The organism is Neoroseomonas alkaliterrae, assembly GCF_014199195.1.
Classification (GTDB): Bacteria; Pseudomonadota; Alphaproteobacteria; order Acetobacterales; family Acetobacteraceae; genus Neoroseomonas; species Neoroseomonas alkaliterrae.
Genome location: NZ_JACIJE010000005.1, coordinates 202,275 through 219,349 on the forward strand (window position 1 = coordinate 202,275; position 17,075 = coordinate 219,349).

Sequence of the window (17,075 nt, forward strand, 5' to 3'; positions counted from 1 at the left end):
CTCCGCCGGGCCGCCGCGGCGCAGGCGGCGCCATTTCCCTTTCGCCCCGCCCCGTCCCGTGGCAGTTGAGGGGCGAGGAAACCGCCGCAGACGGGAAGACGCCGATGTCCGCACCGAGCTTCACCAACCCCGAGACCATCGCGCTGCATGCCGGCTGGCGCGCGGACCCGACCACCGGCTCGGTGGCGGTGCCGATCCACCAGACCACCTCCTTCCAGTTCCAGGACACCGGCCATGCCGCGCGCCTCTTCGCGCTGGCCGAACTGGGCAACATCTACACCCGCATCATGAACCCGACCGTGGACGTGCTCGAGAAGCGCGTCGCGGCGCTCGAGGGCGGCGTGGCCGGCCTCGCGCTCGGCTCGGGCCAGGCGGCGACGACCTTCTGCGTGATGAATCTCTGCGAGGCGGGCGACAACATCGTCAGCAGCACCGACCTCTACGGCGGCACCTGGAACCTCTTCGCCAACACCCTCAAGCAGTTCGGCGTCGAGGTCCGCTTCGTGGATCCCGCCGACCCCGAGGCCTTCGCCCGCGCCACCGACGCGCGCACCCGCTGCTGGTACGCCGAGACGCTGCCCAACCCGAAGCTGCACGTCTTCCCCATCGCCGAGGTCGCGGCCCTCGGCCGCAGGCTCGGCGTGCCGCTGATCATGGACAACACGGCCGCACCGGTGATCTGCCGCCCGCTCGAGCACGGCGCGGCGGTGGTGATGCACTCCACCACGAAGTGGATCGGCGGCCACGGCACCAGCATCGGCGGCCTCGTGGTGGATGGCGGCAATTTCGACTGGGAGGCGCATGCCGAGCGCTTCCCCACGCTCAACAAGCCCGACCCCTCCTACCACGGCGCGGTCTGGACGCAGGCGGTCAAGCCGCTCGGGCCGATCGCCTACATCATCCGCATGCGCACCTGCCTCTTGCGCGACATCGGCGCGCCGATGGCGCCGATGAACGCCTTCCTGACCATCCAGGGCCTCGAGACGCTGCCGCTGCGCATGGAGCGGCACTGCGCCAATGCGCTGAGGGTCGCCGCCCATCTCGCGCAGCACCCCGCGGTCGCGAAGGTGATCCATCCCTCGCTGATGGAGGGCGAGTGGAAGCGCCGCGCCGACGCGCATCTCAAGGGCGGCTACGGCAGCCTGATGGGCATCGAGCTCAAGGGCGGCAAGGAGGCCGGACAGCGCTTCATCGAGGCGCTGCGGATGTTCTACCACGTCGCGAACATCGGCGACGCGCGCAGCCTCGCCATCCACCCGGCCACCACCACGCACAGCCAGCTCTCGGAAGCCGAGCAGGCGGCCTCGGGCGTGACGCCGGGCTATGTGCGGCTGTCCATCGGCATCGAGCACATCGACGACATCATCGCCGATCTCGACCAGGCGCTCGCCGCCGCGACGGGGCCGGGGATGAAGGCCGCCGCCGAATGAACGCCGACCGCCGCCAGTCTGCGCCCTTCCTCGCCGAGGCGCCCGCCGCGCAGGGCGCCTACCCGGCGGTCCGGCTGCGCCGCAACCGCCGCGACGCCTGGACGCGGCGGCTGGTGGCGGAGAACACCCTCTCGGTGGACGACCTGATCTGGCCGATCTTTGTCATCGAGGGCCGCGACGAGGAACGCCCCGTCGCCTCCATGCCGGGGCAGGTGCGCGTGACGGTGGATCGCGTGGCGAAGCATGTCGAAGGAGCCGCTCGGCTTGGCGTGCCGGCCATCGCCATCTTCCCCGCCACGCCGCCCGAGGCGAAGGACGCCGAGGGCACCGAGGCGCTCAACCCCGACAACCTGATCTGCCGCGCCGCGCGCGAGCTGAAGAAGCATTTCCCCGAGATCGGCCTGATCGGCGACGTGGCGCTCGACCCCTACACCGACCACGGCCATGACGGCGTGATCCGCGCCACCCGCACCGGGGACTACGTGCACAACGACGATTCCGTCGCCATCCTGGTCAGGCAGGCGGTGAACCAAGCCGAGGCGGGGATCGACGTGATCGCGCCCTCGGACATGATGGACGGCCGCGTGGGCGCGATCCGCGCGGCGCTCGACGCGCAGGGCTTCATCGACACGCGCATCATGTCCTATGCGGCGAAATACGCCTCGGCCTTCTATGGCCCGTTCCGCGACGCGCTGGGTTCGGGCAAGGCGCTGCGCGGGGACAAGAAGACCTACCAGATGGACCCGGCCAACTCGGACGAGGCGCTGCGCGAGGTGGCACTCGACCTCGCCGAGGGCGCCGACATGGTCATGGTCAAGCCGGGCATGCCCTATCTCGACATCGTCCGCCGCGTGAAGGACCGCTTCGGCGTGCCGACCTTCGCCTACCAGGTCAGCGGCGAATACGCGATGATCATGGCCGCGGTGCAGAACGGCTGGATCGAGCACGAGCGCGCGATGATGGAAAGCCTGATGGGCTTCAAGCGCGCCGGCGCGAATGGTGTGCTGACCTATTTCGCGGTCGAGGCCGCGGCGCTGCTCCGCCGTGGATGAGAAGGCCGCCCTGCCCGAGGAGGCGCTGCGCCGCCCCTGGCACGGCGCCTCCGACCGCGGCACCGATCCGGCGGTGGCCGCGATCCGCCTTCACCGCGCCGAAGTGGAGGCGCTGATCGCCTTCCGCCGCGCCTCACCCGGCAGCGAGGACCAGGCGCGCGCCTGGCGGCGCCTCGCCGCGCTGAGGGAGAAGCGGGTGGCGCTGCTGCCGGCCGCCGATGCGGCCCGGCTGCCGCCGCTGCCCGCGGCGCCGGCGGGCACGCTCTCGGCCTGGCAGAAGCTCAGGCGCCGGCTCGGGCTCGGCCGCGGCTGAAGCGGCGCGCGCGGGCGGCACCCCCGCGCGCCCGGGATCACGCGCCGAGGGCGCGCTCGCGCAGTGCCGCGCCCGCCCGTTCCGGCGCCCGGGCGAAAAGGCCCATCGCCGCGTAGGACGCGATGACGGTGCCGACCAGCCCGGCGGCGAAGATGCCGACGACGAGCAGCCAGTCGATCGGGCCGCCGAGATCGGCGGGCGAGGAGTTGGTCACCACGAACATCACCGCCACCGCGGCGACGCCGCCGAGCACGCCGAGCAGTTCCGCGCGCAGCATCCGCCCAGCCACCACGCCGCGGTCGCGCAGGACCACGTAGAGGAAGGCCAGCGTCGCGACCGCGCAGGCCGCGACGATCGGCCACAGCGTCCAGCCCAGCATCTCCTCGAAGACGGCGACCAGCGTCGCGAGATCAAGTTCCTTCATGGTCGTCTCCTCCTCAGGCGCGGCCGCGCAGCATGGCGAGGTAGGTCGGCTTCAGCCCGACCTCCTTCATGATCCAGGTGATCCAGAGTTCCTCGAGCGGCGCGATCACGCCGGGGAAGGAGGGCACGAGGTTGTCGTTGTAGTCGAACTCCACCAGCATCGCCCGACCGATGCGCGTGATCAGCGGGCAGGAGGTGTAGCCGTTGTAGCGCTCGCTGCTCTGCCGGCCCTGGATGGTGGCGATGAGGTGGTCCACGGCCACCGGCACCTGCCACTTCACCGAGGCCGCGGTCTTGCCCTTGGGCACGCCGGCCACGTCGCCCACGCAGAACACCTCGGGGAAGCGGACATGGCGCAGCGTGTGGCGGTCCACCTCCGCCCAGCCATCGGCGGCGAAGGGGCCGGACTGCCAGGGCAGCGGCGAGTTGCGCACCACCTGCGGGGCGCGCATCGGCGGCACGACGTTGATGAAGTCGTAGCGCTGCTCGACATCGCCGCCCGGCGTGCGGAAGGTCGCGATGCGCCGGCCCGGGTCGATCGCGCGCAGCACATGGTCGTGGTTCACGCGGATGCCGCGCTCCTGGTAGAGCATCCGCACCTTCTCGGCGACGATCGGCACCGAGAACAGCGCGCGGTTGTGCGCGTTGTAGACGAGTTCCGCCCGGCCGCGATTGCCGCGCCGGCGCAGCACGTCGTCGGTGATGAAGGCGTATTTCAGCGGCGCGCCGGCGCATTTCATCTCGGTCGCGGGGCGCAGGAACAGCGCCGTGCCGCCGCGGTCGGCGAAGTCCGACATGGCCCGCCAGGTCGCCGCCGCCTGCTCCGGCCCGGCATAGACGCTGCCAAGGCCGTCCCGACCGATGCGGTTCACGTCCATGCCCTCGATCGCCGCGTAGTCGAGCGCGAGGCCGGTGGCCACGATCAGGAAATCATAGGGCACGCGCCGGCCGGATTCGGTGGTGACGCTGCGCCCCACCGGGTCGATCTCGGCCGCCGCCTCCTCGATCAGGGTCGCGCCGCGCGGCACATAGTCGCGGGTCGCGGAGACGGTATAGCCTGGCGCCTTCAGCCCGGCGGCGACGAGGGTGAAGCCCGGCTGGTAGAGATGCTCGCGCCGGCGGTCGAGCAGCGTGATCTCCGCGCCATCGAGCCGCTGCGCGAGGCGCGAGGCGGCCGCAAGCCCTGCCGCGCCGGCGCCGACGATGACGATCTTCGCGCGCGTGCGGACCGGATGCTCCGCCGCGGCTCCCGAGGCGCCCAGCGCCGCGATCGCCGCCGCCCCCGCCATAAGGCCGCGCCGGCCGAGGCCTCCCGCCATTGTCCGCATGCTGCTCCTCCTGGGGCGAAGCCGACCGGCCCCGCACATTTATTGATGCTTATATAAGATCATACTTTCTCTTGCTCGGCAAGCCTCCCCTGCGGTCGCCGCGGCGGCTGGGCGCGCGCGCCGCGCCGCGCGAGCCTGCGCGCGGGAGGGTCCGGCTCATGGCATCGGAGTGGCTGGGACTGGCGGGCCGCGTGGCGCTCGTCACCGGCGCGGCAGGCGGGATCGGCCGCGCCATCGCGGGCGAGCTCACGCGGGCGGGCGCGCGGGTCGGGCTGCTCGACCTTGACGGCGCCGCGGCGGAAACCGCCGCCGCCGCGCTGCGCGCCGAGGGCGCCGTGGCCGTTGCGGCCGCCTGCGACACCACCGACCCCGCCTCCATCGCCGCGGCCTTCGCCGCCACGCGGGCCGCGCTCGGGGATGCCGCGATCCTCGTCAACAATGCCGGCGTTCTGCGCCCCGGCCCGCTCGCGGAGCTGCCGCTTTCCGAATGGAACGCGCTCCTGGCGGTGAACCTCACAGGCTATCTCGCCTGCGCGCAGGCGGCGCGGCCGCAGATGCTCGCCTGCGGCGGCGGGGCGATGGTCCACATCGCCTCCATCGCGGCGAGCAACCCGCAGCCGCGCTCGGGCGCCTACAGCCCGTCCAAGGCCGGGGTGGCGATGCTCTCGCGCCAGCTCGCGCTGGAATGGGGGCCGGATGGGATCCGCAGCAACGTGGTCAGCCCCGGCTTCGTCCGCACGCCGCTCTCGGAAGCCTTCTACCGCGCGCCCGGCATCCTGGAGCGGCGGGAGGCGATGATCCCGACGCGCCGCGTCGGCACGCCGCAGGACATCGCCGATGCCGTCGCCTTCCTCGCAAGCCCGCGCGCCGCCTATGTGAACGGCGCGGAACTGCTGGTGGATGGCGGCCTCGACCAGGTGATGATGGAGCTCACGCCGCGCCCCGGCTACTGAGCCAGGAACTCGGCCACAAGCGCGATCTGCGCCGCATCCATCAGCGCCGGCGCGTGGCCCGCGCCCGCCACCTCGGCCAGCGTGACATGCGGCTCGGCGGCCATGGCGGCGGCCGTCTCGGGCAGCAGCAGGTCGCTCTCCGCGCCGCGGATCAGCAGCACGGGGATGCGCACCTTCTCCCACAGCCCCTGCATGTCGAGCGCCTGCGCCTCCGCCGCGCGGATCGGCGCGGCGATGGCGGGGTCGTAGTGCAGCGCGATGCCGCCCTCAGCCGGCCGGGCGGAGGTCTCGGCGAGGTGCCGCCACTCGGCATCGGACAAGGCGCCGAAGGGCGCATGCACCGCGCGCAGATGCGCCTCAAGCGCCGGGATGTCGCGGAACACCGGCTCGGTGCCGAGGTAGTCGCGGATGCGCGCCATCGCCTTCTTCGGCACGAAGGCGCCGACATCGTTCAGCACCATCCGCCGGATCGGGTGGCCCGCCATCGCCGCGATGCCCATGCCGCAGATGCCGCCGAGCGAGGTGCCCACCCAGTCCACCGGCCCGTCGAGCCGCGCCAGCAGATGGGACAGCGCGGCGATGTAGACCGCCGGCTGGTAGAGCATCGGGTCGGGCAGCCAGTCCGAGGCGCCGCGCCCGGGCAGGTCGGGGCAGATCACGCGGCGCCCGGCCCCGGCGAGATGCCGCGCCAGCGCGTCGAAGTCCCGGCCCGAGCGCGTCAGCCCGTGCACGCAGACCACCGGCGCGCCATCCTCGGGGCCCCATTCCCACCAGCGCATGGTGAAGAAGCCGGCGGGCGAGAGCCACCGCACCGCGCCTTCGCGCATCGAACCCCCTCCTTCCGGCGCGGCCGCGGGCTAGAGGACGCCCTTCTCCCGCAGCGCCGCGATCTCCGCCGCCGACATGCCGAGCAGGCCGGACAGGACCTCCTCCGTGTGCTCGCCCAGCACGGGCGGCGCCGAGCGGTAGGTGGGCGGCGTCGCGCTGAGTTTCACGGGGTTGGCAATGACCTTCACCTTCGCGCCGCTGCCATGATCCATCTCAAGCGTCATCCCGCGCGCCTGCACATGCGGGTCGGCGAAGACGTCCTTGAGCGTGTTGATCGGCCCGCAGCCGATCTTCTGCGCCTCCAGCGCCTGCACCCATTCGGCGGTGGTCCTCGTCTTCATCACCGGCGTCAGCGTCGCCGTCACGAGGTCGCGGTTGGCCACGCGGCTCGGGTTGGTGGCGAAGCGCGCGTCGGCCAGAAGGTGCTCGCAGCCGAAGGCCTTGCAGAAGCGCTCGAAGGTCGGGTCGTTGCCGACCGCGAGGATGATGTAGCCGTCCTTGGTGGGGAATTCCTGGTAGGGGCTGATGTTGGGGTGCTGGTTGCCGAGCCGCGGCGGGTTCTCCCCGGTCGCGAGATAGTTCATCCCCTGGTTCGCGAGCCAGGCGACATGGGTGTCCAGCATGCCGATGTCGATCTGCTGGCCCTCTCCGGTCGCGTTGCGGTGGTTCAGCGCGGCGAGGATGCCGATGCAGCCGTAGAGCCCGGCGAAGAGGTCGGCGACCGGGATGCCCACCTTCTGCGGGCTGCCGTTGGGTTCGCCGGTCAGCGACATCACGCCGCCCATGGCCTGGATGAGCGCGTCGTAGCCGGGCCGCGGCGCATAGGGGCCGGTCTGGCCGAAGCCGGTGATCGAGCAGTAGATCAGCCGCGGGTATTTCGTGCGCAGCTGCTCCCAGCCCAGGCCGTACTTGGCCAGCGCGCCGACCTTGAAGTTCTCGACCAGGATGTCGGTGGTCTCGAGCAGCCGGTGCAGGATGGCCTGCGCCTCGGGCTTGGCCATGTCGAGCGTGACCGACTTCTTGTTGCGGTTCACGCCGAGGAAATAGGCGCTTTCCTTCGTCTCGGGCCAGAAGGGGGGCGCGAAGCCGCGGGTGTCGTCGCCGGCCTCGGGGCGCTCGATCTTGATCACCTCGGCGCCAAGGTCGCCCAGCATCTGGGTGCAGGTGGGCCCGGCGAGGACGCGGGTAAGGTCGAGGACACGAAGGCCCGCAAGCGGGCCGGCCGGCTGGGACATGAGGAGGCTCCGGTGATGGCTCGCGGGCAGGCTTAGTCGCCGCCCCGCGCTGCGGCAACCCGGCCCCTGTCATCGTCGTGCCATCGCACCGCGGCACGCGGCATGGCAGGCTGCGCGCAAGGCTCCATTGCCGGCCACAGCCTGAAGGATCTCGCCATGACGCTCCGCCGCCGCCAAGCCCTCGCCGCCGCCCTCGGCCTGCTGCCGGCGCCCGGCTTCGCCCAGCAGGCACGCGCCCTCACCCTCGTCGTGCCCTTCGCGCCGGGCGGCACCACCGACATCGGCGCGCGGATCATCGCCGCGCGCCTCGGCGCGCATCTCGGCGGTCAGTCCGTGGTGGTGGAGAACCGCGCCGGCGCGGGCGGCGCCACCGCGGCCGACCATGTCCGCCGCCAGCCGGCGGACGGCACCACGCTGCTGATCGGTACCGCCTCCACCCATGCGGTGAATCCCGCGGTCTTCACCGACCTGCCCTACGACCCGATCCGCGACTTCGCCCCGGTCGCACTGCTCGGCGTGACGGGCTTCGTGCTGGTCGTGCCGGCGGCGAGCGGCATCACCGACATGGCCGGGCTCGTCGCGCGGCTGAGGGCCGAGCCCGGGCGGCACAACTTCGCCTCCGCCGGTGTCGGCTCCATGCCGCACCTGGCGGGCGAGTGGTTCGCCAAGGGCGCCGGCGTGCGGGTCGAGCATGTCGCCTATCGCGGCGGCGGGCCGGCGCTGCAGGCGCTGCTGACCGGCGAGGTCACCTTTATGGTCGAATCCGCCCCTACCGTCGCCGCGGCCATCGCCGATGGCCGGCTTCGGGCCCTGGCGCGCGCCAGCCTGCGGCGCTCCGGACCGCAGGCCGACCTGCCGGCGATCGCCGACATGGGCATCCCCGGCTTCGACGCGGAGACCTGGATCCTGGCCTTCGCGCCGGCCGGCACGCCCGGGCCCGTGGTGGCGCGGCTCAATGCCGCCTTCAACGCCACCCTTGCCGAACCCGAGGTGTCCCGGCGCCTGGGCGAGGTCGGCACCGTCGCTGTGGCCGACAGCACGCCGGAAAGCGCCGCGGCCTTCGTGCGCAACGAGGCCGAGCGCTGGCGTCGCGTCGTTGCCGAAACGGGTGTCCGGATCACCCGCCAATAGCCCCGCCCGGGCAGTTCCCTCCGGCGCGCGGCGGGTCTATGCCTGCCGCCGACCCGCCTCCGGAGGACCGCCCGATGCTCGACCGCCCGCACCCCACCCCCGCCGCGCCCTCCACCGACCCCTTCGCGCTGGCGAAGGCGCTCTCCGGCATGCATTTCATCGGCGGCGCCTATGTGCCCGCGCGGTCGGGCAAGACCTTCGCGGTGGTGAACCCGGCGACCGGGGCCGAGGTGGCGCGCGCCGCGGAAGGCGATGCGGCGGATGTGGACGCCGCCGTGCAGGACGCCGCCCGCGCGCAGAAGGAATGGGCCAAGGTCCCGGCCCGCAAGCGCGGCGCGCTGGTCCACCAGTGCGCGCAGCTCCTCAAGGAGCATGTCGATGAGCTCGGCCGGCTGATTGCGCTCGAGACCGGCAAGGCGCTGCGCACCGAAAGCCGCGTCGAGGCCAATGTCGTCGCCGACATCTTCGAGTTCTTCGGCGGCCTGGGTTCGGAACTGAAGGGCGAGAGCGTGCCCTTCGACCCCAAGGTGCTCTCGGTCACGGTGCGCGAGCCGCTCGGCGTGGTCGGCGCGATCATCCCCTGGAACGTGCCGATGCTGCTGATGGCGCTGAAGGTCGCCCCCGCGCTGGTGGCCGGCAATTCCGTGGTGGTGAAGTCGGCCGAGGAAGCCCCGCTCGCGGTGCTGCGCATCTGCGAGATCATGAACCGCATCCTGCCGCCCGGCGTGTTCAACATGTTGAGCGGCTTCGGCCCCGAATGCGGCGCGCCGCTGGTCGCGCATCCGCGGGTAGCGAAGGTGACCTTCACCGGCAGCGTCGAGACGGGGAAGATCGTCGCCAAGGCCGCGGCCGAGAAGCTGATCCCGGTCACGCTGGAACTCGGCGGCAAGTCGCCGATGATCGTCTTCGCCGACTGCGACTTCGACAAGACCGTGGCCGGCGCGCTCACCTCGATGCGCTTCACGCGCCAGGGCCAGTCCTGCACCGCCGCGAGCCGCATCTACGTCGAGCGCCCGATCTTCGACCGCTTCGTCCAGGCCATGAAGGACGCGGTGAACAAGATGGTCATGGGCGACCCGCTCGACGAGAACACCGACATCGGCACCATCGTCAGCGAGACCCAGCTCGAGAAGGTGCGCGCCTACATCGCGGAAGGCATGGCCACGCCGGGCGCGACGGCGCATGTCTGCTCGGCCCTGCCGACCGACCCGGCGCTGAAGAAGGGCCTCTTCATCCAGCCGGTGATCTTCACCGGGCTGACCAGGGACAGCCGCCTGGTGCGCGAGGAGATCTTCGGCCCCGTCACCGTCATCCAGCCCTTCGACGATGCGGAGGCGGTGCTCGCGGAGGCCAATGATTCCGACTACGGCCTCGCCGCCTCGCTGTGGACCAACAACCTCAAGGTCGGGCTCGACCTCGCGCACAGGCTGGAGGCGGGGCTCGTGCAGATCAACCAGAACCTCGTGGTCCAGGCGAACCTCTCCTATGGCGGGGTGAAGCAGTCGGGCCTGGGGAAGGAGGCCTCGCTCGAGGCGATGCTCGAGCACTTCACGCACAAGAAGACCATCATGGTGAACATGGCCTGATGCGCGCGCGGCCCGCCCTCGCGCTCGCCCTCCTCCTCGCGGCCTGCGCCGCCGAGGCGCCGGGGCCGGCCGCACCCGAACCGCCCGCCTACCCGCCGCCGCCGGCGGGCTGGCGCGCCATTCCCGCGCTCTCGACCGAGGGCGACATCGTCAGCGGCTATGTGCAGCAGAACGGCCTCGTCGCGACGGGCGCGGTGCGCCGCGCCTGGATCCTGCTCAACCTGCGCGAATCCATCCCGATCCCGGAGACCGGCGGCCGCGCGCAATCGGTGCGCTTCCTCGGCGAGTACCGCTGCGCCGAACGCCTCTGGCGCCCGCTCGAAGGCGCGTGGTTCGCCCGCCTCGGCGGGCAGGAGCCCGTCCATGCCGAGCGCCCGCGCGGCAGCGGCTTCCGCCCGGCGCTGCCCGGCACCCTGGGCGGCGCCTTCCTCGACGCCGCCTGCAGCCTGTGACCGGCTGCGCTCCCGGCAGCGCGCGGCCCCCTTTCGCCCGCCCGGGCTGATCCGGCCTCTCGTCAGCCCCCGTATTCGCCGAAGAGCCGGAAGTGCAGCTCGCGCAGCGCGACAGGCTCCGCCCCAGCCGCGACGGCGCGGCGATAGGCTTCCACCGCCGGCCTGATGCGCCGGCGCATCCGCTCCGCATCCGAAAGCCCGATCCAGGCGGGCGCGAGGCCGGGCGCGGCCTCGACCAGACGCGCGAACAGCGCCGCCGCCTCCTCCGCCCGCCCCTCCGCGAGCAGCACCTCGCCGAGCCGCACCTCGAGCGCCGCCTCGCCCGGCATGGCGGCGACGGCGCGCCCGAGATGCGCCAGCGCCTCGCGCCGCCGTCCCGTCCGCTCCAGCGCGTCGGCGAGGGCCAGCGCCACCGCCGCCGGCGAGCCCTCCGCCGCCATCGCCGAGGCGAGCGCCGCGGCGGCCTCGCCCTCCCCCGCCCGGGCGAGGACCAGCGCGCCGTAGAGCGCCTGCAACGCCCGGAATCCCGGCACGGCGGCGATGCCGCGCCGGGCGGCGGCCTCCGCCTCCTCCGCGCGGCCCGCCTCGGCCAGCGCCTCGGTCAGCCCGAGCCAGGCCTGGCGCGGGGGCTGCGGCAGCGCGACCAGACGGGCGAAGGCATCGGCCGCCGCGCCAGGCTCCCCGGCCTCGCGCAGCATGCGCGCGAGCCGCATCAGCAGCGTTGCGCTCTCGGGCACGGCGACGGAGCCGGCGCGCGCCGCCTCCAGCGCCGCGCCGAGGCGCTGCTGCCGCCGCAGCGCATCCACCAGCGCCAGATGCGCCGCCTCCTCCCCCGGCGCGAGCGCGATGGCCCGGCGCGCCGCGGCCTCGGCGCGCGCACCGAGCCCGGCGGCGAGCAGCAGCGTCGCCTGGCGCAGCGCGAGGCCGGGATGATCCGGCATCCGCGCCGCCGCATCGGCCAGCAGCGCCCGCGCCTCGGCGCCGCGGCCGGTGGCAGCGAGGGCTTCGGCGAGCCCGATCCATGCCTCCGCCGCGCCGGGCTGCTCGTCCACCAGCGCGCGCAGCCCGGCGATCGCCGCCTCGTCCTGCCCGGCGGCAATGCGCATCCGCGCGAGCCGCAGCCGCCCGGGCGCCGAGGCAGGATGCGCCAGCGCCGCGCGCTCGGCCGCAGCCAGCGCGGGCCGGTGCGCGCCCTGGCCGCGCAGGCGCAGGATCAGCCGCTGCCATTCCGCCTCCGGCGCCGGCCCGGCCTGCATGGCATCGAGCAGCGCGGCGAGGCGCGGCCCCGGCGGCCGGTCGGGCGCCGCCGCCGCCTCCGTCACCGCGAGGCCGAGCCGCGCGGCGGGCTCCTCCGGCACGCGGGCGAAGGCCGCCTCGGCCTCCGCGCCGCGCCCGGCGGCGAGCAGCATCTCGCCCAGCAACACCTGCGCCGCCGCATCCCCGGGCGTCGCCGCGGCCAGCGCCTCGGCCTGGGCCACCGCCTCTGCCCCCTGCCCGGCCGCGCGCAGCGCCAGCACGAGCCGCCGCCGCGCCGCCACGCCGCCCAGCCCCGCCGCGACCGCGGCCTGCAGCACCGCCGCCGCCTCGCCGGCCCGCCGCGTGGCGGCCAGATGCTCGGCGAGGCGCAGCCGCGGCTCAGCCTCGGCGGGCGCGGCGGCGATCCAGCGGCGCAGCACGGCCTCCTCCTCGGCGCCGCGCCGCGCGAGGCGCAGGCGCTCGGCCTCGCGACGCAGATCCTCGGGCCGCGGCGCATCCGGCGGCGGCGGCGCGGACGCTTCCAGCGCGCGCGCCCAACGCCCGTGCCCGCGCGCATCGAGCGCCGCCGCCAGCGCGCCCCGCAGCCGCGGGGAGGCCCGCCGCGCCTGCCGCAGCGCCGCCACCGCCGCCTCGGCATCGCCCTCCAGCGCCGCCTCGAAGGCCGGGGCGAGCACCCCCGCCTCGGCCAGCAGCGCCGCCAGACCCGCCCCGGCCCGCGGCAGCCGCGCCGCCAGGAGGCCGGGCAGGCCGAGCAGCCGGCCGGCATGGATCCGCTCCGGCGGCCGCAGCGGATCGAAGGCGAGAATGGCAAGCGGCGGCGGCCCCTCCGGCAGCAGGTCAGGCGGCGCGGCGGCCGGGACCAGGGGCGAGACGGCGATGGCCGCGACCGCGCCCATCGCCCGCGCATGGCGCAGCGCGGCATGCCCGCCGGCCCCGGCACCGAAGGCGAGCAGCGGCCCCTGCGCCGCCGCACGCAGATGCGGGAACAGCGCGGCCATCTCCGCGGGCGAATAGCCGCCCTCGCCATGGGCCGAGATCGCCAGCGCCGGCCAGCCGATCGCCGCCGTCATGGCCTGGCCCCACCAGCTCGCGGCCTCGGCCGGGCTGGCGCGCGGCGGGCCGAGGACGACCAGCGTGCCCGGCCCCTCCCCCTCGCGATGCCACAGCCTGAGCCCCGCCGTCTCGTGCAGCAGGCGCGCCACCGGCCGGGCGGGCCGGGCGCCGCGCGGCGGCAGGGCCGCCTCGGCCTCGGCCAGCGCCGCGTGCAGCCGGGCATCGGCAAGGCCAGCGGCGATCGCCTCGCGACCCGCGCGGATCGCCAGCGCCGGCCGGCCGGCGGCCAGCAGCGTCTCGACGAGCCGCAGACGCGGTTCGAGATCCCCAGGGGCGGCGGCCACCCAGCGGCGCAGGGCGCGCAGCTCGCCCGCCGCATCGCCGAGCCGCGCGCGCGCCCGCGCCTCGGCCTCGATCGCCCGGGCGCGGTTGGGCCGGGCATCGGCCATGCGGCGCCGGGCTGCCTCGGCCCAGCGATCGCGCCCGCGCGCCTGCAGCACCGGGACCAGCGCCGAGAGCACCGTCGGCGCCTGCCGCCGCGCCTCGCGGATGATGGCCGCGGCGCGCGCCGCATCCCCGGCCAGCAGGGCCTCCGCGACCGGCACGATGCGCCGGGTCTCGGCCAGCACGGCGGGCGTCGCATGGCCCGCCATGCGCAGCGGCAGGGGGCGGATGCCGGGCAGCGCGGCGATGGCGCGCGCATGGCGGTCATCGGGGCCGACCAGCGGATCCCAGATCAGCAGCGCGGGGTCGGGATACTCGCCGGGTGTGACGCGCATCCCGGCATGCAGCGCCGGGTCGTAGTAGGTCAGGCCGCGCCGGCCCACGGTGCCGTCGGCCGGGTCGATGGAGTATTGCGGCGACAGCGCGAGCACGCCCCGCGCCCCCAGCGCGCGCCCGTATTTCAGCGCGGCGTAGCCGCCCATGCTGAACCCGTAGGCCACCGCCTCCGGCCGCGCCGTGGCGCGGATCACCGGCAGCAGTTCCGCCATCGCCGCGGGCGGGAACCAGGTGAAGTCGCGCGCGGCGATGCCGATCACGTCCACCTCCTCCCGCCGCGCGAGGCCGATGCCCCACCAGTTGTGCGGCTGCGGGTCCGGCTGGCGCGGGCCGAGGACGATGAGCGACCAGGCGGTGCGCCCCGGGCGATGGAAGACGCGGATGCCCTGGGCCTCGTGCAGCAGGCGGGAGGGCGGCAGGCCGGGGCCGCGCGGCGGGATCATCGCGCCGCCTCCGGGCGGCCCCGGCCCCACGCGGCGCGGACCTTGCGCCGGGCGGCCGGGCCGCGGGGCCGCGGGTCGCGACGTGGTGCGCCAGACATCATGCGCGCGCGGCTCTAGACCAATCGCCGGGCGGAGGAAACCGCGCGTCGCGGGCGGCACCGGCACCGAGCCCTTGCCGGCCACGGCCTCATGCCCGGCGGACAGTCTTGCCCGCCGAGTATCGGTTGGCGCGCGGCCGCCTCTCCGCCTCGCGTGCGATGCCAGCGCCGAAAGGTCAAACCCTTCATCCGCTGGCATCGGACCGGGCGCGGGCCAGCTTCTCCCGCTCCGGCCGTCCGCGCCACGATCCGCAGGCCGCCCGCTTCCCCCGCGACCCCACCGCGCCCATCTTCCCGCCATGAGAAAGGTCTTGCGCTGGACGGGCCGGATCCTGGCCGGGCTTGCCGGCATCGTGCTGCTCGCCGCCGGCGGGCTGCTCGGCGCCGCCTGGTGGACGCTGCCCGCGCGGGAGGCGAGCCTGCCGCTGCCCGGCCTGTCCGCCCCGATCGAGGTCGCGCTCGATGCCCACGGCATCCCGCGCATCCGCGCCGCGACCGAGGAGGATGCCTGGGCCGCGCTCGGCTGGATGCACGCGCGCGACCGGATGTTCCAGATGGAGATGATGCGCCGCGGCGCCGCCGGGCGGCTCGCCGAGGTCACCGGCGCGGCCGCGCTGCGGGCGGACCGCTTCATGCGCCTGCTCGGCCTCGTGCCGCGCGCCGAGGCCGACCTCGCCGCCCTGCCGGCCGAGACGCGCCGTGCACTCGAGGCCTATGCCGCCGGGGTGAACGCCTGGATCGCGGCGCGCGGCCGCTTCTCCGCGCCCGAGTTCATCCTGCTCGGCGCCCCCGAGCCCTGGCGCCCGGCGGACAGCCTGCTCTGGGGCAAGGTGATGGGTCTCTGGCTGTCGGGGAACTGGCGCACAGAACTGGAGCGCGCCCGCGTCGCCGCCGCCCTCGGGCCCGAGCGCCTCGCCGATCTCTGGCCCGAGGACCGCTCGCCCGGCCGCCCGGACGAGCCCTGGCGCATGGCCGAGGCACCCGCCGATGCCGGCCGCCTCGCCGGCCCGGCCCTCGGCGGGCTGGATGGGCTGATCGCCGCGCTGCCGGTCTTCCCCGCCGATGCGCCGCTGCCCGCGATCGCCTCCAATGCCTGGGCGGTGGCGGCGGAGCGGTCGGCCACCGGCGCGCCGCTGCTCGCGGCGGACCCGCATCTCGGCTATTCGGCGCCGATCCTGTGGTATCTCGCGCGCATCGAACTGCCCGGCGGAAGGGTGCTCGCGGGCGCGACCGCGCCGGGCGTGCCCGGCATCGTCATCGGCCGCAACGAGCGCATCGCCTGGGGCTTCACCACCACCCATTCCGACACCCAGGACGTGTTCATCGAGCGGCTCGACGGCCCCGGCCACTACCGCACGCCCGAAGGCCGCCTGCCCTTCCGCGAGCGGGAGGAGGTGATCCGCGTCCGCTGGGGCAGCCCGGTGACGATGCGCGTGCGCGAGACGCATCGCGGCCCGGTCGTCTCCGACCTCGACGCGCCGGAGGGAAGACCCGACGGCACGGTCGTCACCGTCGCCATGGCCAACCTCGCGCCGGGGGATACCGCCGCGGCAGGGCTGATGGCGCTGAACGCCGCGCGCGGCATCGCCGATGCGCGCGCCGCCGCGCGGCTGATCACGAGCCCCGCGCAGAACCTCATGGTCGCGGATGCCGAGGGCGCGATCGCGATGTTCCTCACCGGCCGCATGCCGCGCCGCCGCGGCCATGACGGCGCCATGCCCGCGCCGGGCTGGGACGGCAGCGCGGCCTGGGACGGCTTCCTCGCTTTCGAGGAGATGCCCCATGCGGCGAACCCGGCGAGCGGCGTGCTCGCCAATGCCAACAACCGCGTCGCGCCGCCCGGCGCCGAGCCCTTCCTCGGGCGCGACTGGTACGGGGACTGGCGGTTCCGGCGCATCGGCGACCTGCTCGCCGCCGCCCCGCGCGCCACGGCGGAGGATTTCGCCGCCATCCAGGCCGACCGCCTCTCGCTCTTCGCGCGCGAGGTGCTGCCCGTGCTGCTCGCCGCCCCGCGGCCCACAAGCGGCGGCGCCGCGGCGCAGGCGCTGCTCGCCGGCTGGCAGGGCGAGATGACCGGGGACCGCCCGCAGCCGGTGATCTTCCACGCCACCCTCGGCCGCTTCGGCCGCGCGCTGATCGAGCGCGCCGGCCTGCCCGGCGAGGCCTGGCGCCCCGGCCCCGAGTTCCTGCGCCATGTCCTGCTCTCACCCGAGGCCGGGGCGCGCTGGTGCGGCGAGCAGGGCTGCGGCCCGCTCCTCTCGGCCTCCTTCGACCGCGCCGTGGCCGACCTCGCCCCGGTGCACGGACCCGACCCGGCCCGCTGGCGCTGGGAGGCGGCGCATCCGGCGCGGTTCGAGCACGCGGTGCTGCGCTTCATCCCCGGCCTCGGCGCGCTGACGCGCATCGCGACGCCGAGCGCGGGCGACGGCGAGACGGTCAACCGCGCCGGCTTCCGCGCCGAATCCGGCGGCGTCTTCGGCAATGTGCATGGCGCAGGCTTCCGGGGCGTCTTCGACCTCGCCCATCCCGACGGGGCGCTGGCGGTGATCGCCACCGGCCAGTCCGGCCATCCGATGAGCCGCCACTGGGCGGACATGCTGCCGCTGTGGCGGGACGGCGCGATGCTGCGCCTCGGCCCCCTCGAGGGCGCGCCGGGCGGGCGCCTGCGCCTGCTGCCCGCCGCCGTCGCGGGTGGTTGATTCCCGGCGCGCGC

At 74.8% G+C, this 17,075-nt stretch carries 13 protein-coding genes; 8 read left to right on the forward strand and 5 right to left on the reverse strand.

Annotation, left to right across the window (positions count from 1 at the left end; genetic code table 11):
• Positions 1–104 precede the first annotated feature (104 nt).
• From FHS88_RS10680 to FHS88_RS10690, 3 genes are read left to right on the forward strand one after another with little or no spacing between them, the layout of a single operon-like run.
• Positions 105–1,430, forward strand: coding sequence for an O-acetylhomoserine aminocarboxypropyltransferase/cysteine synthase family protein (locus FHS88_RS10680; RefSeq protein ID WP_184484385.1), 1,326 nt, complete (start codon positions 105–107; stop codon positions 1,428–1,430).
• Complete coding sequence (gene hemB, locus FHS88_RS10685) at positions 1,427–2,482, forward strand: porphobilinogen synthase (protein ID WP_184484387.1); 1,056 nt, start codon at positions 1,427–1,429, stop codon at positions 2,480–2,482. Before FHS88_RS10680 ends, hemB begins: the two co-directional genes overlap by 4 nt.
• Positions 2,475–2,795, forward strand: a complete 321-nt coding sequence (locus FHS88_RS10690) for a hypothetical protein (RefSeq protein WP_184484389.1) — start codon at positions 2,475–2,477, stop codon at positions 2,793–2,795. The genes hemB and FHS88_RS10690 overlap by 8 nt, the downstream gene beginning before the upstream one ends.
• Before the next feature lie 37 nt (positions 2,796–2,832).
• On the opposite strand, the gene FHS88_RS10695 is transcribed toward FHS88_RS10690, so the two are convergent.
• Both FHS88_RS10695 and FHS88_RS10700 read right to left on the reverse strand, forming a co-directional pair.
• On the reverse strand, positions 2,833–3,219 hold the full coding sequence (locus FHS88_RS10695; protein ID WP_184484391.1) for a DUF5368 domain-containing protein: 387 nt from the start codon (positions 3,217–3,219) through the stop codon (positions 2,833–2,835).
• Between the two features lie 13 nt (positions 3,220–3,232).
• Positions 3,233–4,537: an NAD(P)/FAD-dependent oxidoreductase gene (locus tag FHS88_RS10700; protein WP_246419796.1), complete on the reverse strand. Its 1,305-nt coding sequence runs from the start codon at positions 4,535–4,537 to the stop codon at positions 3,233–3,235.
• 167 nt (positions 4,538–4,704) lie between these two features.
• Here FHS88_RS10700 and FHS88_RS10705 point away from each other — a divergent pair, with 167 nt between their 5' ends.
• On the forward strand, positions 4,705–5,499 hold the full coding sequence (locus tag FHS88_RS10705) for an SDR family NAD(P)-dependent oxidoreductase (RefSeq protein ID WP_184484395.1): 795 nt from the start codon (positions 4,705–4,707) through the stop codon (positions 5,497–5,499).
• Here the strand turns inward: FHS88_RS10705 and FHS88_RS10710 are convergent.
• Both FHS88_RS10710 and FHS88_RS10715 read right to left on the reverse strand, forming a co-directional pair.
• The gene (locus FHS88_RS10710; RefSeq protein WP_184484397.1) at positions 5,493–6,326 is read right to left on the reverse strand and encodes an alpha/beta fold hydrolase; all 834 of its coding nucleotides are present in this window, start codon (positions 6,324–6,326) and stop codon (positions 5,493–5,495) included. The two genes, FHS88_RS10705 and FHS88_RS10710, sit on opposite strands and share 7 nt — an antisense overlap.
• A 30-nt stretch (positions 6,327–6,356) precedes the next feature.
• Positions 6,357–7,562: a CaiB/BaiF CoA transferase family protein gene (locus FHS88_RS10715; protein WP_184484399.1), complete on the reverse strand. Its 1,206-nt coding sequence runs from the start codon at positions 7,560–7,562 to the stop codon at positions 6,357–6,359.
• Between the two features lie 156 nt (positions 7,563–7,718).
• Between FHS88_RS10715 and FHS88_RS10720 the strand changes: the two genes are divergently transcribed.
• The 3 genes from FHS88_RS10720 to FHS88_RS10730 all read left to right on the forward strand — a co-directional run bounded on the left by FHS88_RS10720 (position 7,719) and on the right by FHS88_RS10730 (position 10,731).
• Positions 7,719–8,693 carry a Bug family tripartite tricarboxylate transporter substrate binding protein gene (locus FHS88_RS10720; protein ID WP_184484401.1) on the forward strand — a complete coding sequence of 325 codons (975 nt, stop codon included), beginning with the start codon at positions 7,719–7,721 and terminating at the stop codon, positions 8,691–8,693.
• Positions 8,694–8,767: 74 nt separating this feature from the next.
• Positions 8,768–10,279, forward strand: coding sequence for an aldehyde dehydrogenase family protein (locus FHS88_RS10725; RefSeq protein ID WP_184484403.1), 1,512 nt, complete (start codon positions 8,768–8,770; stop codon positions 10,277–10,279).
• Entirely contained in the window at positions 10,279–10,731 is a 453-nt protein-coding gene (locus tag FHS88_RS10730) for a surface-adhesin E family protein (RefSeq protein WP_184484405.1), read from the forward strand. Before FHS88_RS10725 ends, FHS88_RS10730 begins: the two co-directional genes overlap by 1 nt.
• Positions 10,732–10,793: 62 nt before the next feature.
• On the opposite strand, the gene FHS88_RS10735 is transcribed toward FHS88_RS10730, so the two are convergent.
• Positions 10,794–14,264, reverse strand: a complete 3,471-nt coding sequence (locus FHS88_RS10735; protein WP_184484407.1) for a tetratricopeptide repeat protein — start codon at positions 14,262–14,264, stop codon at positions 10,794–10,796.
• A 397-nt stretch (positions 14,265–14,661) separates the two neighbouring features.
• On the opposite strand from FHS88_RS10735, the gene FHS88_RS10740 reads away from it, so the two are divergent.
• Positions 14,662–17,061 carry a penicillin acylase family protein gene (locus FHS88_RS10740; protein WP_184484409.1) on the forward strand — a complete coding sequence of 800 codons (2,400 nt, stop codon included), beginning with the start codon at positions 14,662–14,664 and terminating at the stop codon, positions 17,059–17,061.
• Positions 17,062–17,075 lie beyond the last annotated feature (14 nt).

Coding starts and splice junctions, on each gene's coding strand:
- FHS88_RS10740 (WP_184484409.1), top strand. CDS start 14,662: ATGAGAAAGGTCTTGCGCTGGACGGGCCGGATCCTGGCCGGGCTTGCC.
- FHS88_RS10725 (WP_184484403.1), top strand. CDS start 8,768: ATGCTCGACCGCCCGCACCCCACCCCCGCCGCGCCCTCCACCGACCCC.
- hemB (WP_184484387.1), top strand. CDS start 1,427: ATGAACGCCGACCGCCGCCAGTCTGCGCCCTTCCTCGCCGAGGCGCCC.
- FHS88_RS10730 (WP_184484405.1), top strand. CDS start 10,279: ATGCGCGCGCGGCCCGCCCTCGCGCTCGCCCTCCTCCTCGCGGCCTGC.
- FHS88_RS10720 (WP_184484401.1), top strand. CDS start 7,719: ATGACGCTCCGCCGCCGCCAAGCCCTCGCCGCCGCCCTCGGCCTGCTG.
- FHS88_RS10710 (WP_184484397.1), bottom strand. CDS start 6,326: ATGCGCGAAGGCGCGGTGCGGTGGCTCTCGCCCGCCGGCTTCTTCACC.
- FHS88_RS10700 (WP_246419796.1), bottom strand. CDS start 4,537: ATGGCGGGAGGCCTCGGCCGGCGCGGCCTTATGGCGGGGGCGGCGGCG.
- FHS88_RS10705 (WP_184484395.1), top strand. CDS start 4,705: ATGGCATCGGAGTGGCTGGGACTGGCGGGCCGCGTGGCGCTCGTCACC.
- FHS88_RS10715 (WP_184484399.1), bottom strand. CDS start 7,562: ATGTCCCAGCCGGCCGGCCCGCTTGCGGGCCTTCGTGTCCTCGACCTT.
- FHS88_RS10695 (WP_184484391.1), bottom strand. CDS start 3,219: ATGAAGGAACTTGATCTCGCGACGCTGGTCGCCGTCTTCGAGGAGATG.
- FHS88_RS10680 (WP_184484385.1), top strand. CDS start 105: ATGTCCGCACCGAGCTTCACCAACCCCGAGACCATCGCGCTGCATGCC.
- FHS88_RS10735 (WP_184484407.1), bottom strand. CDS start 14,264: ATGATCCCGCCGCGCGGCCCCGGCCTGCCGCCCTCCCGCCTGCTGCAC.